Origin of the sequence: Paenibacillus caseinilyticus (assembly GCF_027533645.1) — a bacterium.
Lineage (GTDB): Bacteria > Bacillota > Bacilli > Paenibacillales > NBRC-103111 > Paenibacillus_G > Paenibacillus_G caseinilyticus.
Genome location: NZ_JAQAGY010000003.1, coordinates 437,302 through 461,177 on the forward strand (window position 1 = coordinate 437,302; position 23,876 = coordinate 461,177).

The following is a 23,876-nucleotide window of genomic DNA, read 5'->3' on the forward strand; positions in this document are numbered from 1 at the left end:
AGACACCGAAAGGAAAACGAATCTCGATTTTATCGCGCGCTTCACGGGAAACGGTTCATCCCACGCTGTTACTTCCACTCACGAATTTGCTTTACTACCTTCGCCGGCGAGCCTGCCACCACACACCCGGCGGGCACGTCCTTCGTAACGACCGCTCCCGCCGCCACCACAGCACCATCGCCAATCGTGACGCCCTTAAGGATGATGGCCTTGCACCCAATCCAGACCCGATCCCCAATCTGCACTGGAGCAGTGGACGGTAATCCGTCTATGGCGTGAAAGTCCGTATCCATAATGGATACATCCCACGATATCGCACAGTGACTGCCTATGGATACCCGCTGCTTGGACATGATTTCTGTCCGCCGGTTAATATACGTACCATCTCCAATGGATATTTCCGCCCCCGGAGCATCCAAGTAGAACCCCACGTTCTGAAATAGCATGACTTTCCGTCCAAGCTTGAGCGTGGTTCCTTTGGCCCCGCTGCGGGTCACTCTTCCACAAACGCGAAGCCACGGTCCGCAGGACTCCGTCCGGAGCCGGAACAGGAATCCGAGGCCAAGGCGGTAAGCGTATCTTACGTATTGTCCGACTGGTCTTTTCGACATAACCTTCTCTTCTCTTCTCTCTGACAACGCAGACATTGATTTTAAAAAAGAAAAGAAGGGGCTTCGCCCCCTCTCCTTATGCCAGATCGCTCTTGGCATCATTGACATGAAGCTGCGCGCTCTTGATGGTATGAGTCCAAGTGTGGTAGTAGCTCGAGTTTTTGCCGTAAGAATTATCGATCAAAATATTAGGTTTGTCCATCAGGCACGATAAAATGTGTCCATGCAGCCTGGAGGTTTGGATCACTCGGTACGAGCTGAACAGCTCGATAGCCTTCTTCAGCAGGTAATCCGTATAGTTGTACCAGAACACGCCCACCGGCAGGCTGTTGCCGGCCATGCGCTTCACGGTGTACATCTTCGAGAACAGCTTGGCTACTTTGTTATCGAACGGGGTGAAGAGCGTCTGCCAGTCCAGCGTGTCGGCAGCCTTGCCCACTTCGAGATTCGCCTGCCCGTTGCCGGCTTCCACATCCGTACGCAGGAAGTACAGCGTATCCTTCTGCGTCTGCTTCGGGTTTGCAATCGGCCAGAGCTGGTGAGCCATGTCCGGAGAAAGGTATACGTTGCAGCCGGTGAACTTCTTCAGTGCCAGTTCATAGCACAGCGTATCCCTTAAGTACACGTGAAGGTCACGGTGCTTGTTGAAGATGGCCGCGGTCTTGTCGTATTCTTTCTCGCTCTTGTAGTAAATCGTCTGCGGCATAACCACGACCCGGTGGTTCGGATAGTTCTTCACGACCATTTCACGCAGTCTTTGGTGCGCCGGATAGATGTCACCGAAGTTGCCGCCGCCGTGCAGAACGATGATGCAGTCCGAAGGAATCTCGGTCCCCTCTTTGAAGTCCAGCACGCTGTACCGGGCGCGGACGTTAATATTGTAATCCTTAAAGAACTCTTCGGTCCCCTTCATGATCAACATGTCGCCGCCGTTGCTGTGAACGGGATAGTCAATGTAATACACCTGCGACCCTTGCGGGATCACTTTCAGAATATCCTTCAGCTTTTCCTTCAATTCATCCATTGGATGAATGTTTTTCGCGGTTTTCATGAGGACGATCTCCTTTACCCGATATCTTTTGTTTAACCGTCTGGATCATAAAAGTGAAGTCACCCTTGTCATACACAATCGCTCTCAGCGGAACTTTAAACACCCGAGGAATCTGGAACAAAGTAATGGCGAGCCGGACCACGGCCCCGATCACTAACGCGAGCGAGAGGCCGAACAAACCGTACATCGGAGCCAAGACAAAGAACAGGCCAACGGTAATGCTGATCGCGATCAACTGCCGGATCAAGACGAGATCCGGGCGTCCCATGGCGTTGAAGGAGGATGCCAGCACCCAGGACCCTCCCCCGATGATGCATTCGATGGACAGGAGGTAGAAGGTGGAGCTGGCCTCGAGAAACTGCGGACCAAACAGCAGCCCGAGCATAAACCTTCCGATAATCATGCTTGGAATGACCACAATAGCCATCACCGTCATGGAGATCCGGAAGGCACGTGCGACCAAGCGGATAATCTTGTCATTCTCCATCCCCGTCACCTTGGGGAACATGACATTGCTTATGGCCGTCTGCACCGTATTGAAGACACGCGAGAGGGCGAAAACAACCGAGTACAGCCCAAAGTCCCGTGGTGTCAGCAGCGCTACGATAATAATCTTATCGAACTGGTTATACAACGTCCCGAGCAGCTCCATGCCATACACTTTGAGTCCATAGCTGAACAAAGGTTTGGCGGCGGACCGGTCGATGGTCCTTCCCTTGTTGCCCAAAGTGAGATAAGGCCTTAAGCTCACGGCGGCATAGATCACGACAAGAAGCGTCGTCAGCAGAAACACATTCGTTGATGTAGTCAGCGTCAATGACCCCAGCAGCCAAATGGCAATCAAGCCAACGACATTAAACAAGGGGACGTTCAAGCGAATACCGTTATAAATATTGAATTTGTCCATGCTCTGGGCTATAGCCGAGAGCAGATTGACAGCCAACAGCATGGGGATCGTCAGCACCGTGTAAACCTGTGCGAGGCGCACGGCCGTAGCGGAGTACTCGCCGAGCCACACCGGCAGACCGAACCAAGCTATCACACCGGCGACCAAGCTGACCGGTATCTGAAACCATATCGACATTCGCAAGTAATCCGGCGCCCTGCTGCTGTCCTGTTTTAGGTTGAATATCAAGGATGTCGGAAGGCCAAACCCCACAAGGCCGGATATAAACGTAGGCCAGAAAAGAATCGCCGAAAGCTCTCCCTTTCCCTCTACGCCAAGCATCCGGGCGGTAATAATGGAGGTCAGCGTCGTGATCAGCAGCATAGAGAAATTGGTAAAGCTGGTACGAAGAATAGTACCAGCCATTCCCTTCCCCTGAAATACTTTTTTGATTATCATTACGCTCATAGCTGAATTCTCCACAAACTTGCTGTCCCGTTATCTATAGTACTCACCCATCCGAACGATACATATCGTATCGTTTTCTATATATTTATACAATACATTCCGGAGACCGTCAACGCATTTCCGTTAGCTGCTATGCTCCCTTGTAAGAACGAAGAACGCCTGCTATCGCTCCGTTCCCATAGAGAATCTTGACCATGAGCTTCACTCTGCTTCTTACATTAAAGAAAGAGAACAGAAGCGCGACGCCGGCCAATGCGATTTTGACATTGGATTTCACGAAGACATTCGTCTTCTTCTCCGAACGGATCGCATCGCTTACGCCCTGCCAGTAAATACGCCGCAGGAACCACTTCTTCGTCGAACGGTCCTTTGCGATTTTGTGTTTTACCGGTGCATTCGGTGTGTAATACACTGTATACTTCTGACGAAGTCTGCCGATCAGCTCGCTCTCTTCGTTGGACAACAGGTTCGTTCCTACGCGTCCCAGGTCCACACGGAAAGGTTTGAACTCTTTGAACATGCTGAGCCGGAAGGCGACATTCGCACCGAATGGAATCGCCGGTGCTTTCATCTCCGTGAGCCGGTCGGAATAGTCCAAAATTGTATACAGCGTCTTATACTCATCGGGCAGCCAGTCGGGTTCTCCGCCTTCCCAGATCGGGTCGATTCGGCCTCCAACCACGCCTACGAGCGGGTCGCTCTCGAACACATCGAGAAGCCCCTTGATCCACTGTTTGCTGGCGATGGCATCATCATCCAGGAAGAGAATATACTCCCCTCTCGCCTCACTCATAGCCCTATTGCGCGCATAGGACAATCCCAGATTCTCTTCATAGATATATCGAACTTGGGATGGATGAGATTCGCTAAATTTACCCACAAGCTCTGCCGTATGATCCGTTGAGCGGTTATCCACAACAATGATCTCGAATGCAGCCGGATCGAAATCCTGATCTAATCCACTCCTGATTGCAAGTTCCAGATCATTCGCTCTGTTGTACGTGCAGATGGCAATGGTTGCCTTCATCGAACTCTCTCCATTTCCTTAGGTTTCTTAGACGGGTTTGCTTTGTTCCATAATCTCGGACCACTCAAGGTACAGACGAATATTATCCTCTTCCACGAGCTCGCTGCCTCTTTGAACCTCAATATACTCCAGGTCCGTAGTAGCACGAATCGCGTGGCGTCCGCCCACTGGAATGATCAGTACATCCCCGGCTTTCACTTTGCGATAGTTCTCGTCAAGAATGAATTCACCCTCGCCCGATACGATCGTCCACACTTCACTGCGCTTCAAGTGAAGCTGGTAGCTGATGTTCTTGCCGGCTTGTACGCACATGCGCTTCGTAAGAATTTCTTGCCCTTCGGCAAACTTCTTGTAATCGAGTACACGGTAAGATCCCCAGCGTCTTTCTTCATACATCGGACGCTGTTCCATGTTCTTCAGCATATCCTTTATTCGAGGACTGGCATTTTTTTCGGTAACGAGAATGCCGTCCGGACTAGTCGCTACAACGACGTTGTCGAGACCCAGCACGACAACGGGAATATCGAGCTCGTTCACAAGGTGGGTATTCGTGGAGCAAGGCGAAATCAGACCTTTCCCGATCTGATCGGTGTCCATCTGCTCGGTCAATGTGTTCCAAGTACCAAGGTCTTTCCAGTACCCGTCATACGCAGTCACTACGAGCTTCTCCGCTTTTTCTACGATCTCGTAGTCAAAGCTGATTTTAGTCATTTTGTCGTATTGCTTGACCATTTCTTCATATTGAATCGGATACCCTTTATTGATCAGGTGGTTGATCATATAATCCAACTTGAAGGCGAAGACGCCGCAGTTCCACAGCGCGCTGTTCTCGATCAGTGCCTTCGCCGTCTCTTCGTCCGGCTTCTCCGTGAAGCGGTCGACGATATGATAGTTCGTACCGTTCACATTCGACTCACTGTCGCCTTTAGGTACGATATACCCGTACTTTTCCGAAGGATAAGTCGGCGTTACCCCCATCAGAGCCAAATCAGCGTTCGTACGGAGTACGAGCTCTTCCAGCTCATTGATTTTGCTGAAGAAGGCTTCGTCGACATACGGGTCGACCGGAAGAATCGTTACGACCTCGTTCAGGCTGACGCCGACGATGGAATAAAGGTAAGTGGCAGCAAGCGCAATCGCAGGGAACGTATCTCTGCGTTCCGGCTCGACAATAATCGGCGCTGTCCCCAATTGGCTTTGGATCATTTCGACTTGGGCCTTGCTCGTCGCCACGAAGGCCGAGTCGGACAAACCGGCTGTACCGAGCTGACGCCATACCCGTTGAACCATGGATTCCATCTCATTGTCCGGGTTTACCAGAACCTTAAGGAATTGCTTCGATCTTGAATCGTTCGACAGGGGCCACAGACGCTTACCGGATCCTCCAGATAACAGTACGAGTTTCATGCTACCACTCCTTTTATATATGTTTTATGTTTAGTTGTTTACAGGTTCTCTATAGTGTCTCGTCATGCTCGGACGGCCGACGGAATAATAACTGAAGTTGGTTTTCTCGATCTGCTCCTTGGAGAAGACATTCCGCCCGTCGATGAGGATCGGCTGCTTCATCAGCGCTTCTACCTGGATCAGATCCAGATTCTTGAACTCATCCCACTCGGTCAGAAGGCAGACCGCATCGCATCCGGTAGCCACTTCGTACGGCTCATCGCACCAGTCGATGGTATCTTGCTGGACCGCACGCTTGAAGTTAGACATCGCGATAGGATCATATGCGCGTACCCGGGCTCCCGCCGCGACCAGCGCTTCGACGATATCGATTGCAGGCGCATCGCGGATGTCATCGGTATTCGGTTTGAATGCCACTCCCCAAATCCCGATCGTGCGGCCGCTCAGTTCGCCAAGCGATTCTTTCAGCTTTGCAATTACGTTGAAACGCTGGTCCGTGTTCACGTCGACCACAGCCTTCAGCAGCTTGAACTCATAATTGACATTGCCGGCGATCTGAATCAATGCCCCCGTATCCTTCGGGAAGCAAGAGCCGCCGTAACCGATGCCCGCCTGCAGGAACGACGAACCGATCCGCTTGTCGTATCCCATGCCTGCAGCGACCTTCGTCACATCCGCTCCGACCTTCTCGCAGATGTTCGCGATCTCGTTAATGAAAGAAATCTTGGTGGCCAAGAAGGCATTCGAAGCATACTTGATCATCTCCGCACTGCGGATATCGGTAATGATGATATTGTCGGTCAATGGCTGATGCAGGCGGGTGATCTGCTCCTGCGCCTTCGGGCTGTCCGAACCGATGATGATCCGGTCGGGGTTCAAGGTATCCTTGATCGCCGAGCCCTCTCTCAGAAACTCCGGTACGGAGACGACGTCAAACGGGTGCGCAGTGAGCTCTCCGATGATACCCTTAATTCTTTCGTTCGTTCCCACCGGTACCGTGCTCTTGGTCATCACGACTTTGTAACCGTTCATTGCCAGGGCAATATCGCGGGCTACCTGATCGACATACTGCAGGTCGGCTTCCCCATTCGGAAGAGGAGGTGTGCCTACGGCGATAATAATGACTTCCGAACGCTCTACAGGTCCTGTCAGATCATCGGTGAAGGACAACCGGCCTTCAGACGTATTCTTCGCGATAAGCTCTTCCAGACCGGGCTCGTAGATCGGTACTTCGCCGCGGTTCAGACTTTCGATCTTTGCCTTCATTTTATCTACACACACGACTTCATTGCCAAGTTCAGCAAAGCAAACGCCGGATACCAAGCCAACATAACCTGTACCAATCACAGTGATTTTCATGAAGCCACCCTCTATCCTATGTTTTTTTATATTTAGCTTTTATCGAAAGCCCTGCTAACCTGGGCAGCAGGCCTGTTCTGATAGATCTCGCTGAGCTGCAGCGCAATGTTCTTCCAATCGAGTCTGGCCAAGATCTGCTCGTATACTGGCTCCACTTTATCCGCCTCGACCCGCCGTACCTGTTCCATGGCTGTCTCGAGCAGCTCCCCCTTTTGAGGATCGTAAATTGATGCGATCTCCGGAGTGAAATACTCGTCGACAAACGGCGTTTTAGGAATCACAATCGGCTTCTTGAAACTAAGAGCGAGAATCGCCGAACCGGATGTCGTTATTTCCTGGAAGGGAAGCACGAACGAATCGCACATCGAGATAATGTCCGCCACTTCTTCATCCGGAACAAAACGAAGGTCCAGAATGATCTGATGCTGTCCCTGATACCGGCTCAAATACTCTTCCATGTCCTTGGTCGGCTTGCCGGCGATAACCAGGTACGTATTCTCGCTTTTGATGCGGTTGAACGATTCCACGAGCTGCTGCACGCCTTTGTAGGGCTTGATGGCCCCGATAAAGAGATAGACGTACCCGTCCTCCGGAATGCCGTACACCTCACGGTAGTTCTTTCCCTGATGCTGATATACGCCTTGATAATGTCCGTGCGGAATGACCGCAATCTTATCCGGATTCGCGCCGAATACTTCAACCACTTGCTTTTTGATAAAGTGGCTGGCGGTCACGCATTTGCTGCACAGCATAATGAATGTTTTTCTTACCAGCTTTTCCAGCCGCGGGAATTTATGCTGATGCGGATACAGATTGTGAATAGTCCAGATTAGAACGACACCTTTCATCCGGAGAAACGAAAATACCAGCACCATAATCAAGCTTCTGACCAGGAACAAAAGCAAATTATTGTTCTGGTAAAGCGGATGAATCCAGTGTACATGGAGCACATCGCCCCGTTGCAGCTTGCTGAACTGCTTTCTTTTCACATCATTGACTTCCAAACCAATACCCTCAAGCGATTCGGAGAGCAGTTGATTGTACATGTTCGTATCGTTATATTTGGGTCCCATCCAAATGCGCATAGCGTCCTCCATTAATACTCGCCTGTATACTTAGGCATTGATAGCGTCCCTGGTTTGGGCGGCTTCCGTTCTCGGACTTTCGAGCACCCTGCCGAGGATCAGCGAGTAGACTTCCAGATGTCTTGCTGCCAGCGCACTTGTTGTGAACAGGTGGCAGTGCTGCAGGCAGAGCGCATGAAGCTCTTCCTTTTGTTCCTTTGTTTTGTCGAAGTAAGAACGGATCGACCGCTCGATTGCACCGGCATCTCCGGGCTTGAACAAGCAATCTTCCGGCTTCGTCACAACGTCGGGAATCCCGCCTACCGTAGAAGCAAACACTGGGGTGCCGACCTGATACGATTCGATAATGACACGGCCGAACGGTTCATCCCAAGTGGAAGGTACGATGCTGATATCCACTTCCCCCATCAGCCTGCGCGCTTCCGCAGGAGGCACTTTGCCCGTGAACTGGAAGCGGTCGTCATTGGCGCATTCCTTCAGCAGTTGGTCTTTCATGCCGCCCTCGCCGCAAATGTACACCTTCTGAACGATAGACCGAGGCAGGTTTTTGACAGCCTCAACCAAATACTGAACACCTTTTTCCGATTCCAACCGGCCGAAGCAGCCGAGTACCAAGCTGCCCTCGTTCACTTTCTTAGGAGATACTCGGATTTCCCCATCCACTGCATTGGGGACGACGTACTTGTGCGACGGGCCGAATAATCCCGCTTGTACGTGTTTGTTCAAGATATGGCTGGAGATGCCAATGACGGCCGAGACGCCCCGGCTGTACTTCATTGGGAGCTGCTTATACAACCCCTTGATCACCGGATGAATATCTGTTGTACTCATCGGTGACATAAGGGAGTAATCCCTCAGCGTATGAATGACGGGAATATTCAGTTCGGATGCTACCTTCCACACCCCGGTACCGAGTCCTGATAAATTCTGCGTATGGATCAAATCCGGTTTGATCGCACGCAGTACCCGTCGAACCTCGGCAATCTGGAGCGGGTTGTAAATATCAATCAATCGTCTGGCTACCTTGCTCAGGCTTCCCTTACTCTTCGAATCGCCAAGCCAGTACAGGTTGTTATGAGGCAGCCGGATGACCTCCACACCGTTCACTTGGTCTTGGATCACTCCTGCGGAACGGCTTTGTGCCCCTACGGTGATGACACTTACCTCCATCCCCCGATGGGACAGGGTTTCGGCCAAGATCTGGGTCGATATCTCCGCTCCGCCGATAATATCCGGCGAGTACAAACTGTTCATGATGACAACTCTCATAAGCGTGGCTCCATTCTTGGATATTGCGCCTGGGGCACGGAACTAACCGAGAAGCGCTGTGTCTGCACTAACGGCAACTCCGCAACAGGCTCAAAGAATCCGCCGCGGATCAGTCCGATCAACAGCCAAAAATCTATAAAAGCGTACGAATCAAAATTCATTACGGCCGACAAGCAAATGGCAAATACGAATTTGCTGTATTGCGTGGAGCAGCTTCTGAAGATCGATACCAGAAAACCGAAGAACAATACGACACCGATGAACCCTTCTTCACTGAACAGCTTAGAATACAGGTTTCTGGAAGTCGCCATATCGGGTGTTCGCATCACCATATCGCTGACTTCCCGGAACTTCAAGCCGACATCGAAGTACTGGAGCAGCGTGTCTGCGAATTCCCTGTAATAGAAGCCGCCGCCGAGTCCTGTGAGCGGATGCCTGGCGAACTCGATGAATCCGATCATCGGGAATACAAAGCGGACAAAGAAGGAATTATCGGTTCTCATTAAATAGTCGATGCTCAGGTTATCGAGATTAAACCGATGCGTGTAGTATCCGCTGACTCCGAAGGATTTGATCAAGAACGGAACCAGGATGAAGATGAACGAGAACATGAGTGCCATGACGACAATCATCTTCACACGCTGCTTGCTGTTGATTAACATGTAGATAAAGAAAGCGATCAGGATTACACCGTAGGCGTAGGCTGAGAACGTCATAATGAGAAGCAGGGCCAAGGCGATAACCATCCATGACTTTTTATTCTGCTTGCTGCAGAGATAATAAATCAAAAGGCCGCCGGTGATCATATGCAGCGCAGCCCAGGAAGGCTCGCCGGAAAGCATCTGAATCCGGTTATGGTATACCTGCTCAGAGAACAACGAGGTAAGTGTCTTGGAGAACCCGTTATGAACGAGGAATGCATCGAAGAATTGCATGAAACCGGCTATTATGGCAGGGACAAATGCAATCATTAATGCTTTATTCATCGACTGAGTGCCGTCGGCCTGATCTTTGATATGTTGCCCGGCATACAGCGCCACACGATAAATCGAAATCCCGATCACCAGCGTCAGCATATGCTTGATACTGCTGGATAAATCATTATATACGGCTGCCTTGATTAATGAATTGCTCGAGCTGTATATAAAGAAAGCGATAAGAAAGAAATCGCCCTGATGAAACCGGAATCTTTCGAAGAGCAGCAGCATGGAAGCCGCAAACATAGGAAAGATTGCTATCGGCCGATACACCGAAAACTCGAAATAAGGCAAACTGTCGTAGGTCAATACGGCAATCCCTATAAAAAACAAAGTAAAAATGAGCGATTTCATCAGAGGCACCACACTTATATCTAATTTCTGTTGCTGCTAGACCAAGATGAGCTGCAGCTTCTCCTTCGTTACTTCACTGCTGAAATGTTGAGACACATAGTCGATCGAATTCTTCGACATCGACTGGTTCATCTCGGCATTGTTGAGAAGCTGGAGTATATTCTGCACCATATCGTCGTCATTCTCGCTGATAAACAAATCTTTCTGATGGCTTGCGTTGATCCCTTCCACTCCGATGGCATTCGTTACGACTGGGATGCCCCAAGACATGGCTTCCACAATCTTCGTCTTGATCCCTGTCCCAAAGAGCAGCGGGGCGATCATTAACGCCGAATCCATCACAGTCTTCTTAACATCATTCACTTCCCCTGTGACAATAACGTCCGGATATTGTTTCTCTAATTGCAGAACTTCCCGGGTAGGATTCTTCCCTACGATATAGAATTTGGCGTCCGGTTGATACTGCTTTACCTTGGGCCAGATCTTCTCGCAGAAGTAAAAGACCGCTGAGCAGTTGTGCGGAATATCCATTTTCCCGACGAACACAATTTTGTTCGGATCATATGGCCTGATTTCTATGGCATCGCCGTAAACCGGATCGATCTTCATCGGAATGCCATGGCACGATTCATGCCGGACAATATCTTTGAAGTGCTCCGCTTCCTTAGGCGAAGTGAAAATAAGATGATCAAACCGGCCGGCAACGGACTGTTCATATTTCTCCAACAACCGGCTTTCAAGACGGATCAGCGCCTTCTGAACAAATTTCAGCTCTACCGCACCCCGTGTGAACTTGGGCAGCTTGTTAGCAAACCCGCCGAACACGGAAGGGATGTACTTGAACCACTCGAGCTGCCTCTGATACCGGAGGGACAGCAAGTCGTCGTAGCTAAGGATGGTTTGGGCCGTATGCTCTTCCGTATACTCCGCCACCCGCACCATATCGTAAATGACATAAGCCGGGTTTTCCTTCTTAATCGTCTCTGCGATCAGGCGGTGATTCTTTTTGCTGTAATATATGGAAACCTGCAGCGGCCATTTGCGGAGAAGCAGCGAATACACCAAGGCATTGTAGGCCTTCTCCATAAACTTCGGCGGATCAATCGTGATAATCTTGTCGATCAGCTTGGGCTTAGCGCTCAGGTACTTCGGATCATCCACGAAAGAAATGTTGATAATTTCGCTGTCCGGATGTATCTCCTTAATTTGGGTGAGATACTGGGAGAGCAGATTCTTTCGTCCATCGGTGTTGGGGAATGGAAGCCTGTTGGTAATAAAAATGATTTTCTTCATTGGAGACCTCCGGTAAATGTCAAAATGCGTCTTTCGATCCCAACAGCACCTTCACCGTTTTGAAAATGATCTTTATATCAAAGAACAAATTACGGGTTGCGATGTATTTCAAATCCAGTTCGACCATTTCTTCAAATCCGAGCTGGCTTCTTCCGCTAACCTGCCATAGCCCTGTGCAGCCGGGCGTAACGGAGAGACGCTGTTTGTGGTAGTTCGAGTATTCCTTCACTTCTCTTGGAAGCGGCGGACGGGGACCTACAAGACTCATATCGCCTCTAAGTACATTCCACAGTTGAGGAAGTTCATCCAGGCTTGTTTTGCGGATAAAGCGTCCGATTCGGGTAATCCTCGGATCGTTTTTCATCTTAAACATATGACCGCTGACTTCATTCTGGCTGAGCAGCTGTGCCAGGAGTTCCTCCGCATTGGATACCATGGAACGAAATTTAAACATGTGGAACAGCGCTTCGTTCTTGCCTACACGCTGTTGTTTGAAGAAAACGGGGCCTTTCGGGTCTTCAAGCTTGATGAGAATCGCGAGGATAAGAAATAACGGTGCTGTAATTACCAGACCGACAATCGCGCCTGCAATGTCGATCAAACGCTTCATGGCCAGATACACATTATGTCCGTACCCTTGATTGAGAGCTGCGGTTGAATAATATTCTCCGGTTTCCAGGGTTTTGCCCTCTTCTGATAAATTCGGAACGCTCATTGGAATCCTCCTCTACCCGATTGTTTCGGCTGCATCTTCTATTGCGACCAGTTCTTCCAATGCTTTCAAGAGCGGCTGGTTCAGTTCTTTGTTCTGAAGGGCAAAGTCCAGGTTGGTAAGAATGTATCCGAGCTTCTCGCCTACATCGTACCTGATGCCGTTATAATTGTAGGCATATACTTTCTCTGCTTCGCTGAGTTTCTGGATGGCATCCGTCAGCTGGATCTCTCCGCCCGCGCCTTCTTCATGCAAGGCCAGGAAATCAAAGATACGAGGAGTAAGAACGTAACGGCCCATGATGGCGAGGTTGGAAGGGGCTTTGCCCAGCGGGGGTTTCTCGACCAAATTCTGCACTTCATACAGGCGTCCATTTCGTACCGAGGTATCTACGATTCCGTACCGCTGCGTTTCTTCCAAGGATACCGGCTGTACCCCGATCACCGAGCTTTGCGTCTTCTCATACTCTTGAATAAGCTGCTTCAGGCATGGGGTTTCACCATGAACGATGTCGTCGCCAAGCAAGACGGCGAATGGCTCGTCTCCGATGAATCTTCGTGCGCACCAGATCGCGTGACCAAGACCCTTTGGTTCCTTTTGACGGATATAGTGAATCTCTACACGGGCCGAACGTTGAACCTCGCGGAGCAGATCCATTTTGCCTTTATCCTCGAGATTCTTCTCGAGCTCGAAAGCATGGTCGAAGTGATCCTCGATAGCCCTTTTTCCTTTGCCCGTTACGATAATAAGATCTTCAATTCCCGATGCCACGGCTTCTTCCACGATGTATTGGATGGTCGGCTTGTCTATGACGGGAAGCATTTCTTTGGGCATTGCTTTGGTTGCAGGCAGAAACCGCGTACCAAGACCCGCTGCAGGAATGATGGCTTTTCTAATTTTATTCATGGTTTTCTACCTCCACGTTTGTAGGCTCGACGCCCATCCTTATCTTTTCTCTCCGATACGAATCGTATCATAAAAGATACCAGTTATGCTTTCTTACCGCTAGAACTTAAAGCAACACGAAGTGAAGCTCTACTCGGCGCAATGGTCCTCCAGTCCTCCCAGACTTCCACTCTACGGGCTGCGAGCGACGTATGCAATCACCCAGTCTCTTGTGCATCAAGACTGCATAACTTGTGCTTCTATGAGGCGCCAGCAGCTTTCTTGTCAAAGTAAGCCAGCTGCCGGTCTATCTGCATCTTTACAAGCTTTCATGCAAATGAGGGCATTGAACCCTTCCTCACGCCACACCCTTGACGACTCGCGTCTAAGGCGGTGAACCCACAGCATGGCCGAGTGCCTACAGTGATAAAGGTACAGTAGGCATTACCTGTAAAAAGTACGGAACATCTAGAAATTATTGATTGGCCGCAACGGCCGGCGAATCGGTACGATTGATCGTAGAAGTAGGCTTGCTCGAATTCATGTCGATCTTCGTGGCTTTCATGACCACGGCCAATGTCGGCAGTTGAAGGACATGTTCCACATCCGCTTCGGTCCGGATCGTGTCATCCATGTACTCAATAACAAATACCACACCTGTTGCCAAGACGAGAGATACGATAAACCCGATCAAGGTGTTCAGAATATGATTCGGCTTCACAGGCGTCGGATTCACCAGGGTTTTGGCTTCGTTCAATATCGTAACGTTGTCGACTTTCATAATGGGGGGGATTTCGGCTTTGAACACTTCCGCCACCGCATTAACGGTTTTGGCTGCGCGTTCGTAGGAGGTGTCCTGCATAATGAGTGTCATCACTTGGGTGTTGTTAACGGAGCTGACCTTGATCTTGTTCAATAATTCTTCGGCAGTGAGCTTCAAGTCGGGATATTGCGCTACGACTTTATCCATGATAGCCGGTGTTAAGATGATTTCCTTATACGTATTGATTAATCGGATGTTCATATCAATGTCACCGACGCTAGGCGCATCTTTAAGCTCGCTGGATTTGTTGACGATAATTTTGTTGGAAGCTTCATATACCGGCTTAACGTAGTAGTAACTAAAAAAGCCTGATCCTACACTTGCGACAAGCACAAACGCCAGAATATACCATATTCGCTTTAGAATCATTCTTCCGTACTGCTTCAGTTCCATAATGATCCTCCATCCGATTTTTTATTTGTTAGTTATTTTCATATGTTTTCATAAAGTGACATGTTGAGATACGAAGTGTATCGAAACACACTTTAAATTTATGATACATAATGTATCCTGTCAAGTATTTTTTGGTAAATCCGACGTGGTTCCTTCAGATTCTCCTTTTTTCGATGAGATTCATGCACCGTACTAGATGCTGTCAAGCAGAAGACTGTATTTTTCTATCGATTGCTCTTTCTTTAAATAAGATTCGAGATAAGTTCGCCCATTTAGTCCCATTCTGCGAAGTTCCGACGGATCGGTAGCGGCCATGGCTTCAATGGAGGCTGTAATCCCATGGTAATCCTGAGGTTCGACCACATAGCCGGACTCGCTTTCCATAATGAGACGATGAGCTTCGCTGCCGCTCTCCAGTACCCCGAGAATCGGTTTGCCCGAAGCCATGACGCCGTAGATCTTACTTGGGACCGAAACCCCCTTAATGCCCTTCTGGTTCACTACGAGATGCACATCCGCCGCGTTGAGCGAGTAACGGATATAATCCTTCGGCTGGTAAGGCAGGAACTGTACATTCTTCAGACCGTGCTGCTTGACGAACTGCTGCATACCGCCTTTTACCGCGCCCTCTCCGATAAACACAAACGCGATCCGGTCGTCATGCTCGAAATGCTTGGTTACGTTGATGATATTCTCAAGATCATAATATAATCCCAAGTTCCCAGAATACATAACGACAAAGCGGTCTGTCAGCCCATTCTCCTCTAGGAATGCTTTTACTTGAGGATGGTCTTTGGACAGCGGGATAATCTCGTTCTCCTCGGTCCAGTTATTAATGACGGAGTTCTCCGGCACATGGCGGTGACCGAAACGGTTCGCCAGCGTCTCCTGCATATCCCGCCCGACGGTTACAATGTGGTCGGCTAATTTACAGTTAATGTTATCCACCGACCGGGCCAGGCTGTACATCCACTTCTGCTTCGTGAAGCTTACGGCCTCCGCCTGCTCGGGATTGAAGTCTTGAATATTGTACACATGTTTGGTTCTCTTCAGTACCTTGCCGATCGTTCCGATTAAGCCGCCGAGGACTGGCGGAGAAGAGATCGTATAGACGATATCGGTTTTCTTCTCGATCAGCATAGCCCAGGTAGCCAGGAAGAAATAACTGGTAATATAGCGAAGACGGCTCCACTTGCTGCTTTTGTCAAGAACAGGGAGTTTGATTCTTACGATTCGGATATTCTCTAGATAATCAGTGACGAACATGTTGTCCTGTTCCGACTTCTGACCGGCATATCCCGGCTGTGCAGCGATTACCGTAATATCGAATTTGTCCTGTAGATGCAGGCAAAGGGACGTCATCAACTGTCCCGTCGATGCAAAGTCCGGATAAAAATAATTGATCACAAATACGATTTTTTTCTTCATGGCTACCTCATATCCTCGAATCTGTATTTCTTGAAGCGGGCCGGCGAGCCGATATGGACCTCACTGGCCCCCACATCCTTGGTAACCGTACTGCACGCGCCGACGACCCCCATCTCATGGATGGTAACCCCCGGATAAACAAAGGCGCGGCTGGCGACCCAGGCGCCATCCTTTAGCACGATCGGTTTCGTTATCAATCCAAAGTGGGGATCGTCCATTCGGTGCGAGCCTGTGCACAGATAAGCCTGTTGGGAGACCACGCACTGCGCTCCGATTTCGATGCGGTCCAGACTGTAGAATTCCGCATAATCCCCTACCCAGGAGTGCGCGCCGATGCTAACTTTCCAAGGGTATGTAAATCTTGCAGTAGACCTTACACGAACTCCCTCGGCAATTTGCGCGCCGAATGCTTTCAGCAAGAATCTCCGCCAGCCGTACATGTTGTGCAGCGAGAACCGGAACAGGCTCCCCTGTACCAGCCACCACAAGAGAACGATCAGTCCGCTGCGTCCTCTGGAATAGCCATCCTGATTATACAGATCTAGCCGTACTATATTTTTCATACGACTGCCATAGCTCCTCATATATGTCGGTTGTTTTTTGTACGTAAGCTTCCCGCGAGAACTCCGTCTCCACAAGCAGCCGGGCATTCTCGCCCATGGCCCTGTAATCCGCATCCAGTACGCTTGCGATCCCTCCGGCGAGAGCTTCATGGTTCTCGGCAGGGACCAGGAGGCCGGTCGTATCCCGTACCATTTCGGGCACTCCCCCTACGTCGGTAGCCACTACCGGCAGCCCCGCCCTCATAGCCTCCAGAATGACCGTAGGGAAGATATCGTAGACGGACGGCAGAACGAACAGATCCGACTGTCTCAGCAGCTCTGGGACATCCCTGCGCAGCCCCAGGAAGTGAAGCGTGCCGTTCAGCCCGAACCGCTCGGCCATATCGATCAGCTTTTGCTTGTATTCCTTCTCATAATCGAATGCCACATCCCCTACAATCAGGAAGTGACAGTCTCTGCCCTGCTTTCGGAGCAGGTCTGCAGCCTGGATGAAATATTCCATCCCTTTCATGGGAGACAGACGGGCAACGGCAATGACGATCTTTGCGTCCGCCGGGATTCCAAGCTCCATACGGATATCCCCCGGTCCAAGCGGAAGCAGTTCTTTCTTAAAATCAATGCCGTTGTAAATCTTCAGCAGCTTATGGGAGACGGTTGAGCCCCAGTTGAACATCACCTTGCTCCGCTCGCAGAGAACGATCACCTTATCGTTAAAGTAGTGGTTGAGGTAACCTACCATCTGATAGGCGAACAAAGGCTTTCTCGGCAGCTCATGTACCGTCTGCACCGCGGGGATGCGCATTAATTTCGCGGCAATATTCCCGCCCATCAGCTCCATCTTATGCGAATGCACGATATCGATCTTATGCTCGCGGATCACACGCATTACCGTACGGATCGTCACCCACAGCTTAGCCGTGTTGCGAAGGTAGTATCCCAGGTCCGTAGGCTTGCCGAACACGGCCAGCTTCCCGAACAATACGGTTGCACCTGCCGCTTCATACTTGGCCACGTAAGGACTTGGTCCGGGAAGCAGTACAAAAGCGCGGTATCGCGCCCGGTCAAGACCTTCGACCAGCTGCAGCAGCACCGTATCCACACCGCCGACCTGGCTGGCATAGGGCTGAATATATAAGATATGCTTCACAAGATACTCCCCCTTCCCGGGTAATCTTAATCGATACACCGACCAAACTAGTTCTATATTATTGTCTGGCGACAGGCGCCCGTGCCTCCTGCCATATCATCTTCTGTTCGAGCGGCAGTTTGGGCTCGCTCGGCTTTTTCTTGTATGCGGCCATCAGCATAATATAGAACAGCGGGGCGTCGAGTACGGGTTGCGAAATCAGCAGTGTCAGGAACAGCGGTGTAACCGCAACGAGATACTGCGCTTTGTCCTCCACCCAGAACACCGTTGCAAAATAAATGATAAGGACGAGCAGAATTCCTATGATCCCGATCATATAGCTGGAGGAAAGCAGATTGATGCCCAGCTGGTCCGCATTGTTGTATCCCTCATTGTACATTCCCGTGCCGAACGGATTCTCCATAAACAAGCGAAGCCCTTCCCATGTGGCATCCGACCGGTCCGTCACCGAAGCCCCCAGTTTCTCGGACTTATCATTCAGTCCTATGAACGGAGCAAAGAAGGCGGCATAGAACATAAAAGCAAAAATCATAATTGCTTTCAGGCCCCTTCGGTTGAAGAAATACCGCATGGCTAGTGCGACGAAGTAAATCGCCAGTCCGGACGTGGACAATGTAGCCCCAACTCCAAGGAACAGCACAATTTGAATCCACTTCCTGTCCAGGTTGTAGGATTCAAGCGAAAAGATGGCCCAGATCAAAAAGGCCTGGAAGATACCGGCTTCGCGGAACAAACCAAGCAGCCTCGGCAGATTAAGCCCAGGCATCTCAATAAAGCTGTATAAAATGGTAAACGGGAAGTAGGTTTTGCCCGTTTGGTCGTACGTCTCTACATTAATTTTGAACAAGTAGAGGGACTCCCAAGGAACTACGGTCGTCAGAAGCAAGCTGATATAGTAAGAAATTACAAAAGCCATCAGCGTGAAAATAAATCCGCGAAAATATTTCTGATTGGCCCTCTCATCGCTCAAAACCAAGGCAAAGGAAAAGAGAATGACGATATGTGCGACGGCCGCTTTGATCACGAACTCGAAGTGCATACCGCCTTGTACTCCCGCATGAGCAAAGAAATACACCCACATCACGATACTGACTACCAGTACAAACTGAATGTGTCGCGTGAAGCGCACATTTTTTAGAATAGATTGCTCTACCATGTGGAAGTAGACCGCCCCCAAACTCAGCACCATGGCCAAGCTTGACAGGTTCTGTCCGAAAGCGGTCGGCCGCATCATGAAAGTAGCGATAAGAAGCAGCAAGACCTTAACTCGCAGCAGCATGGTCTACTCCTTTCATGTAGTTGAATTACGCACCCAACGTCTTGCCGTATTTATCCATAAAAAATCGTGGTTGGATTAACTCGCGATAATGGTTCTGGTTCGTGTTCAGCTTCTCGGCCAGCTCGGTCCGGTGACGAAGAGCATAATTGATCTGCTCAGCCAGATCGGTTACCTCTTCCGAACGGAAGACCAATCCCAACTGATAATGATCGATCGTAAAGCCGATCTCTCCATGATCCGGTCCGATAACCAACTTATTGCGAACGACGGCCTCCGTCAGAGGTCCGCTTTGTCCCGTAAACATTTTCCGGTACGGCAGCACGATAAGATCGGCGGATTCAAAGTAACTGGAAACCGCCTCATCATCAATATACCCGAGTTCCGTAATCACTTGACAATGGGAAGGAAGTCTCATCTTCCAAGCTTCAATGTCCTCGCGGGTAAAGTGCTCCTCTTTTCCTGCGATCACCAGGGTTGCAGGTTCCTCCACCTTTGCGAAAGCCTGCATAAGCAGATCCAACCCTTTATCATACCGGGTACCGCCGAAGGCCAAGAGATACGGCCCCGGAGCGGCTTCCCACCTGCTTTGAAGCTGCCGGTCCTGATCGGGATTGCCGTGCTGGGGGTGCAGCTGGGGGTACAGGATACTTTCGACTGTTCCCCTGCCGGACGAGCGTACCCGTTCGATCGTGTAGCGCTTGGTATATTCTCCATGCACGATAAGCTGGCGAATGACGCCAAGCCCCAGAAAAAAAGAAAGCGCCCGCTGCTTGCTCGGTCGTGTAGGGTACCAGTGCATAGTAGCGGTGCAGGTCAATCCGAGTAGCAAGGGCCAAACCAGAAGCAGCGGAATCAGCAGACAGTCGAGATACAAGAGATGAAGCTTTCCATATCCCTGCTTCTTGCAGTATCGGACCAGCCTGTACAACATCAGTGTCCGTCCCAGTACAGCAGGCAGCCTTGGGGGTGTCGGATCCATCACCAGCATGGAGATTCCGGCCTCCTCCAAGCTCTTCGCTTGTTCCGGTTCCATCGATGTCGTCGCATAGCAGCAGACCGCATCCGGATCTCTCTCGCGCACCCCTTGAATGGCAGCCAAGTTGTAGTAAAAGTGGTGCCCATCATTCGATGTATCGAAGAATAAAATTTTTTTACTCATATAGCCTCACTTTTGTGCCTGCTGAGAAAGCGGTTAATGGCTTCCACGTTAGCTTCCACCATATGTTCCATCGTATACCGTCCGGCAATCTCCAAGCTCCGGGCGCCGAATCCGGCTCTGCGCTCAGGAGACTCCGCCATGCTGCGCAGCGCTGATGTAAGGGCAACTTGATCATCTGCAGGGATCATATATCCGTTGACGCCCTCTTCGATGAGATCATGCGCCGCTCCTGCCATCTCGGTCGAGATCAGCGGCAGGCCGAACATGAGTGCCTCGTTCAATACCAAGGCCCACACATCATATCGCGTCGGAAGCACGAAAGCATCGGATACTTTATAATACTCTATTAATTCTTCCTTTTGCAAAAAGGGAAGAATCACGACATTCTCCACTCTATTCTCCTGAAGGTAGGATCTGTACTCGGCTTCCTGCGGCCCCCCTCCGATGAGCAGCAAACTCGCATCGGGGTCATTCAGCTCATGGAACGAACGAAGCAGCAGGTCCAGTCCTTTTCTGTCAATAAATTGACCCACCGACAAAAAGACGGTTCCCTTCAGGCCATGCTTGAGCTTCAGTTCTTTCGCCCGAGCGGGAGACAGAGGCTTCAGCTGTTCAGGGGAATAATAAACCGAACTCAGCGGATACTCGTGGATCTGATCCGCCTTGGCTCCATAATAGGTTAGATAGTTCGTGCAGTTCTTTCCCGATGACAGCCAGAAAGAAGCGCTCGAGATCAACCCTCTCTTCAAGTTGCGTTTGAACCGCGATTCCTCTGGGGCAGGAAATCCCCCGTCCGAGTTCAAGATGAAGGGAATCCGCCTCATGCGAAGCCATTGGATGGCCATCATCTCCGTCGGTGAACTGTAGCATCCCATCATATAGACATCGAATGGATTACGCTGCAGTTCTTTCCATACGGAGAAGTTCAAGTGCTTATCGAGACCGAAAGTCCGGCCGGGAAGAAACTTGTATTGAAAACGGCGGCCGAGTCCATCCACCTTCCACTCCCGGTTGGCTTCGTTCTTCGCTTGAAACCAAACGGTCAAGTCGCAATGCTTGCCGAGCTCATTGAAAAAATCGACCCGGTAGGGACTTGGTATATTGGTCATGAACATCACTTTGGGTTTCACACAGCCTCTTCCCTTTCCCTTTTACGCAGTTTGCCGAATCGAAGAGACATCATCTCCATACCGAACAAAAGCACGCCCATCACAATCAGAACAATGGTTCCGGAAGCCGCCAGCTGCAGCAGCAGGGAGATCAGCGTACTCGCCGAAGGGCCTCCCGTCCAATAGATCCACAGTCCGCTGAGTATAAATAAGCATACGGGCGGAACCAAGGTGTGGAGCAACAACTTCCATTTCAGAGCCATCAACTTGATCTCAATAAACAACCTTGCCCCTATGCCGATGGGGAATCCAAGCATGCGCGAGAAGGCCGCCCCCGGAATTCCGAGAAGTGGCACAAGCAGCAAGCTTCCCAGCAGCGTAGCCGCACTGGTTCCAAAGTTGATCCCCGTGTTTAACTTCACATACTCCGTGCCGTTCAGGTAATAAAAAGCTACGATGGCGACGGTACCTGAAGCTACGCCGACGACCAAAAGTCTCAATAGCGATGCAGCCTGAACAGCAAATTCAGGCGAAATCCAAATGGTCAGTATGCTGTCAGCGTACAACAGCATGGGCACACTGAGGGAAGTCACCGCCAAGATGACAACCTTATTAGCGAAAATATACACTTTCTTAAGCTGCTCGAGATTCCCGGTTTCACGAAGAGAACTGAACTTCGGAAATAGGAATGCTCCCGCAGCGGCCGGAACCTCGTGCAGTTTGGCAGCCAGCTGCATACAGACCGAGTACACGCCAAGTGCCGCGGGTCCAAGAGTTGAGCTGATGATCACACGGTCGATCTGGGTATAGATCACACTGCTGATGACTTGCAGCCATGAGTACATGCCGTACCCCAGAACAGTCCTCGATGCCTCTCTGTCCCAACGGGGCGTATAGATCAGCTCCGGACTCATCCTGCGGCCGATCGCATATTGGAAAGCTGCGGCACACACGGACATCAGTAGCATCAAAACGACAAGTCCGAGCAGTTTGAATCCGAGATAAACGAGCACCACGCTCATCAGGTTGGTGATGACATTAACGAGCATGTTCGTCTTATTCAATACGTCATAACGGTGATGTGCCATGCATACGGCAGCAAACACGCTGCTGATAATCTTGACTCCGACGACGGCTCCCAATACCCTTGTCGCCTCAACAATTTGTTCGCCTGTCTCCCCTGTTACATTCTGGAATAAAAACAGAAGGCTGGGGCCAAGCAGGTATAGCAAGAGCGTGGTCGCAGACCCGATTGCTATACATAACGCCATGGTGAAGCGGAGTACACGGTTAAAAGAAGCATAATCATTGGTTTCGAGATAAGCAGACCCGAATTTGACTACCGAGCTGCTGACTCCAAGGTTGGTTACACTGAGGATCGCTATAATGGAACCCATCAGAATCCAGCTTCCATAGAATTCGGCGCCCAGCATCTTCAGCAGCAGAGGAGTAATCAATATCGTAATCATCGGATTCACAATAAATTCCATCGCACTGTAAGTCAAATTCTTGAAGTCACGAGTCTTTCCCATATGCTTGGCCTTACTGAGAATTGCTTTTAGCGCGTTAGCCATCCCATTGCCCAGGATTAGCTTAATGCCATTGCATTGATGTAGCGTGCTTCGGCCTGAACGCGTTTCAGGTCTTCATCAACCATCATGTGCACGAGCTGCTGGAAATTCACTTCGAGTTTCCAACCAAGTCTTTCCTTAGCTTTGGTGCAGTCGCCGATCAGAAGATCTACTTCAGCCGGACGGACAAATTTAGGGTCCAGCACCACGTAGTCTTCATAGTTGAGACCCACATACGAGAATGCCACTTCCAGGAATTCACGAACCGAGTGCGTTTCTTCCGTGGAGATGACAAAATCCTCCGGTGTATCCTGCTGCAGCATCAGCCACATCGCTTTGATGTAGTCACCTGCAAATCCCCAGTCGCGGAGCGCATCCAGGTTGCCGAGACGGAGCTCGTTTTGCAGTCCCAGTTTGATGCGGGCAACAGCGTCCGTAATTTTGCGTGTTACGAATTCCAGGCCGCGGCGAGGGGATTCGTGGTTGAACAAAATACCGGAGCAGGCGAACATATCGAAGCTCTCACGGTAGTTGACTGTAATCCAGTGACCATATACTTTCGCAACGCCATAAGGGCTGCGCGGGTAGAATGGAGTCGTTTCTTTTTGGGGAACTTCCAGCACTTTACCGAACATCTCGCTGCTCGAAGCTTGATAGAAGCGAGCCGTCGGCTTCACGATCCGTACTGCTTCCAGCATGTTTGTCACGCTGAGTGCGGTGATGTTGCCAGTAAGGATCGGCTGGGGCCAGGAAGCCGCCACATACGATTGGGCTGCCAGGTTGTATACTTCGTCGGGATCGGAAATGCGTACGGCTTCGATCAAAGAAGGCAGGTCCGTCAGATCGCCCGAAATCCACTCGATTTGATCTTTGATCGCCTGTACATTCTCGTAGTTCGGCGTGCTTGTTCTGCGGCGCAGTCCGTAGACCTTGTAGCCTTTCTCAAGCAAAAACTCCGCCAAATACGATCCGTCTTGACCGGTAACCCCAGTAATAAGTGCTGATTTCATGTGTATATTC

21 protein-coding genes are annotated in these 23,876 nt (G+C 50.4%); all 21 read right to left on the reverse strand.

The window, feature by feature from the left end; all coding sequences use genetic code 11:
- Nucleotides 1–68: 68 nt before the first annotated feature.
- Nucleotides 69–611 (reverse strand): acyltransferase, encoded by a 543-nt coding sequence (locus O9H32_RS07450; protein ID WP_269865294.1) that lies wholly within the window; start codon nt 609–611, stop codon nt 69–71.
- Between the two features lie 76 nt (nt 612–687).
- On the reverse strand, nt 688–1,662 hold the full coding sequence (locus O9H32_RS07455; protein WP_269865295.1) for a polysaccharide pyruvyl transferase family protein: 975 nt from the start codon (nt 1,660–1,662) through the stop codon (nt 688–690).
- Nucleotides 1,628–3,016 (reverse strand): lipopolysaccharide biosynthesis protein, encoded by a 1,389-nt coding sequence (locus tag O9H32_RS07460; protein WP_269865296.1) that lies wholly within the window; start codon nt 3,014–3,016, stop codon nt 1,628–1,630. Before O9H32_RS07460 ends, O9H32_RS07455 begins: the two co-directional genes overlap by 35 nt.
- Nucleotides 3,017–3,146: 130 nt before the next feature.
- Nucleotides 3,147–4,043: a glycosyltransferase gene (locus tag O9H32_RS07465; protein ID WP_269865297.1), complete on the reverse strand. Its 897-nt coding sequence runs from the start codon at nt 4,041–4,043 to the stop codon at nt 3,147–3,149.
- Nucleotides 4,044–4,070: 27 nt separating this feature from the next.
- Complete coding sequence (locus tag O9H32_RS07470) at nt 4,071–5,450, reverse strand: sugar phosphate nucleotidyltransferase (RefSeq protein WP_269865298.1); 1,380 nt, start codon at nt 5,448–5,450, stop codon at nt 4,071–4,073.
- Nucleotides 5,451–5,480: 30 nt separating this feature from the next.
- Complete coding sequence (locus O9H32_RS07475) at nt 5,481–6,809, reverse strand: UDP-glucose dehydrogenase family protein (protein ID WP_269865299.1); 1,329 nt, start codon at nt 6,807–6,809, stop codon at nt 5,481–5,483.
- A 32-nt stretch (nt 6,810–6,841) separates the two neighbouring features.
- The gene (locus O9H32_RS07480) at nt 6,842–7,894 is read right to left on the reverse strand and encodes a glycosyltransferase (protein ID WP_269865300.1); all 1,053 of its coding nucleotides are present in this window, start codon (nt 7,892–7,894) and stop codon (nt 6,842–6,844) included.
- Between the two features lie 30 nt (nt 7,895–7,924).
- The gene (locus O9H32_RS07485; protein WP_269865301.1) at nt 7,925–9,163 is read right to left on the reverse strand and encodes a glycosyltransferase family 4 protein; all 1,239 of its coding nucleotides are present in this window, start codon (nt 9,161–9,163) and stop codon (nt 7,925–7,927) included.
- The gene (locus O9H32_RS07490; protein WP_269865302.1) at nt 9,160–10,494 is read right to left on the reverse strand and encodes an O-antigen ligase family protein; all 1,335 of its coding nucleotides are present in this window, start codon (nt 10,492–10,494) and stop codon (nt 9,160–9,162) included. The genes O9H32_RS07485 and O9H32_RS07490 overlap by 4 nt, the downstream gene beginning before the upstream one ends.
- A gap of 36 nt (nt 10,495–10,530) precedes the next feature.
- The gene (locus O9H32_RS07495) at nt 10,531–11,787 is read right to left on the reverse strand and encodes a glycosyltransferase (protein WP_269865303.1); all 1,257 of its coding nucleotides are present in this window, start codon (nt 11,785–11,787) and stop codon (nt 10,531–10,533) included.
- Nucleotides 11,788–11,806: 19 nt separating this feature from the next.
- The gene (locus O9H32_RS07500) at nt 11,807–12,502 is read right to left on the reverse strand and encodes a sugar transferase (RefSeq protein ID WP_269865304.1); all 696 of its coding nucleotides are present in this window, start codon (nt 12,500–12,502) and stop codon (nt 11,807–11,809) included.
- Nucleotides 12,503–12,514: 12 nt separating this feature from the next.
- Nucleotides 12,515–13,405, reverse strand: a complete 891-nt coding sequence (galU, locus tag O9H32_RS07505; protein WP_269865305.1) for a UTP--glucose-1-phosphate uridylyltransferase GalU — start codon at nt 13,403–13,405, stop codon at nt 12,515–12,517.
- 454 nt (nt 13,406–13,859) lie between these two features.
- Entirely contained in the window at nt 13,860–14,600 is a 741-nt protein-coding gene (locus tag O9H32_RS07510) for a YveK family protein (protein ID WP_269865306.1), read from the reverse strand.
- Nucleotides 14,601–14,792: 192 nt separating this feature from the next.
- Nucleotides 14,793–16,028, reverse strand: a complete 1,236-nt coding sequence (locus tag O9H32_RS07515) for a glycosyltransferase family 4 protein (RefSeq protein ID WP_269865307.1) — start codon at nt 16,026–16,028, stop codon at nt 14,793–14,795.
- A 2-nt stretch (nt 16,029–16,030) separates the two neighbouring features.
- On the reverse strand, nt 16,031–16,591 hold the full coding sequence (locus O9H32_RS07520; protein ID WP_269865309.1) for a WcaF family extracellular polysaccharide biosynthesis acetyltransferase: 561 nt from the start codon (nt 16,589–16,591) through the stop codon (nt 16,031–16,033).
- Entirely contained in the window at nt 16,560–17,738 is a 1,179-nt protein-coding gene (locus O9H32_RS07525) for a glycosyltransferase (protein WP_269865310.1), read from the reverse strand. The genes O9H32_RS07520 and O9H32_RS07525 overlap by 32 nt, the downstream gene beginning before the upstream one ends.
- Before the next feature lie 58 nt (nt 17,739–17,796).
- Complete coding sequence (locus O9H32_RS07530) at nt 17,797–19,017, reverse strand: hypothetical protein (protein ID WP_269865311.1); 1,221 nt, start codon at nt 19,015–19,017, stop codon at nt 17,797–17,799.
- A gap of 25 nt (nt 19,018–19,042) precedes the next feature.
- Complete coding sequence (locus O9H32_RS07535) at nt 19,043–20,176, reverse strand: glycosyltransferase (protein ID WP_269865312.1); 1,134 nt, start codon at nt 20,174–20,176, stop codon at nt 19,043–19,045.
- Complete coding sequence (locus O9H32_RS07540) at nt 20,173–21,306, reverse strand: glycosyltransferase family 4 protein (RefSeq protein ID WP_269865313.1); 1,134 nt, start codon at nt 21,304–21,306, stop codon at nt 20,173–20,175. The genes O9H32_RS07535 and O9H32_RS07540 overlap by 4 nt, the downstream gene beginning before the upstream one ends.
- Complete coding sequence (locus O9H32_RS07545) at nt 21,303–22,859, reverse strand: lipopolysaccharide biosynthesis protein (protein ID WP_269865314.1); 1,557 nt, start codon at nt 22,857–22,859, stop codon at nt 21,303–21,305. The genes O9H32_RS07540 and O9H32_RS07545 overlap by 4 nt, the downstream gene beginning before the upstream one ends.
- A 14-nt stretch (nt 22,860–22,873) precedes the next feature.
- A complete protein-coding gene (gmd, locus tag O9H32_RS07550) occupies nt 22,874–23,866 on the reverse strand; it encodes a GDP-mannose 4,6-dehydratase (RefSeq protein ID WP_269865315.1) in 993 nt (330 codons plus the stop codon).
- Nucleotides 23,867–23,876 lie beyond the last annotated feature (10 nt).

Bases quoted from the DNA above. Each gene is read 5' to 3' on its own strand.
- O9H32_RS07460 (WP_269865296.1), bottom strand. From the start codon at position 3,016: ATGAGCGTAATGATAATCAAAAAAGTATTTCAGGGGAAGGGAATGGCT.
- O9H32_RS07520 (WP_269865309.1), bottom strand. From the start codon at position 16,591: ATGAAAAATATAGTACGGCTAGATCTGTATAATCAGGATGGCTATTCC.
- galU (WP_269865305.1), bottom strand. From the start codon at position 13,405: ATGAATAAAATTAGAAAAGCCATCATTCCTGCAGCGGGTCTTGGTACG.
- O9H32_RS07480 (WP_269865300.1), bottom strand. From the start codon at position 7,894: ATGCGCATTTGGATGGGACCCAAATATAACGATACGAACATGTACAAT.
- O9H32_RS07455 (WP_269865295.1), bottom strand. From the start codon at position 1,662: ATGAAAACCGCGAAAAACATTCATCCAATGGATGAATTGAAGGAAAAG.
- O9H32_RS07465 (WP_269865297.1), bottom strand. From the start codon at position 4,043: ATGAAGGCAACCATTGCCATCTGCACGTACAACAGAGCGAATGATCTG.
- O9H32_RS07490 (WP_269865302.1), bottom strand. From the start codon at position 10,494: ATGAAATCGCTCATTTTTACTTTGTTTTTTATAGGGATTGCCGTATTG.
- O9H32_RS07530 (WP_269865311.1), bottom strand. From the start codon at position 19,017: ATGCTGCTGCGAGTTAAGGTCTTGCTGCTTCTTATCGCTACTTTCATG.
- O9H32_RS07450 (WP_269865294.1), bottom strand. From the start codon at position 611: ATGTCGAAAAGACCAGTCGGACAATACGTAAGATACGCTTACCGCCTT.
- O9H32_RS07545 (WP_269865314.1), bottom strand. From the start codon at position 22,859: ATGGCTAACGCGCTAAAAGCAATTCTCAGTAAGGCCAAGCATATGGGA.
- O9H32_RS07470 (WP_269865298.1), bottom strand. From the start codon at position 5,450: ATGAAACTCGTACTGTTATCTGGAGGATCCGGTAAGCGTCTGTGGCCC.
- O9H32_RS07495 (WP_269865303.1), bottom strand. From the start codon at position 11,787: ATGAAGAAAATCATTTTTATTACCAACAGGCTTCCATTCCCCAACACC.
- O9H32_RS07535 (WP_269865312.1), bottom strand. From the start codon at position 20,176: ATGAGTAAAAAAATTTTATTCTTCGATACATCGAATGATGGGCACCAC.
- O9H32_RS07475 (WP_269865299.1), bottom strand. From the start codon at position 6,809: ATGAAAATCACTGTGATTGGTACAGGTTATGTTGGCTTGGTATCCGGC.
- O9H32_RS07510 (WP_269865306.1), bottom strand. From the start codon at position 14,600: ATGGAACTGAAGCAGTACGGAAGAATGATTCTAAAGCGAATATGGTAT.
- O9H32_RS07500 (WP_269865304.1), bottom strand. From the start codon at position 12,502: ATGAGCGTTCCGAATTTATCAGAAGAGGGCAAAACCCTGGAAACCGGA.
- O9H32_RS07515 (WP_269865307.1), bottom strand. From the start codon at position 16,028: ATGAAGAAAAAAATCGTATTTGTGATCAATTATTTTTATCCGGACTTT.
- gmd (WP_269865315.1), bottom strand. From the start codon at position 23,866: ATGAAATCAGCACTTATTACTGGGGTTACCGGTCAAGACGGATCGTAT.
- O9H32_RS07485 (WP_269865301.1), bottom strand. From the start codon at position 9,163: ATGAGAGTTGTCATCATGAACAGTTTGTACTCGCCGGATATTATCGGC.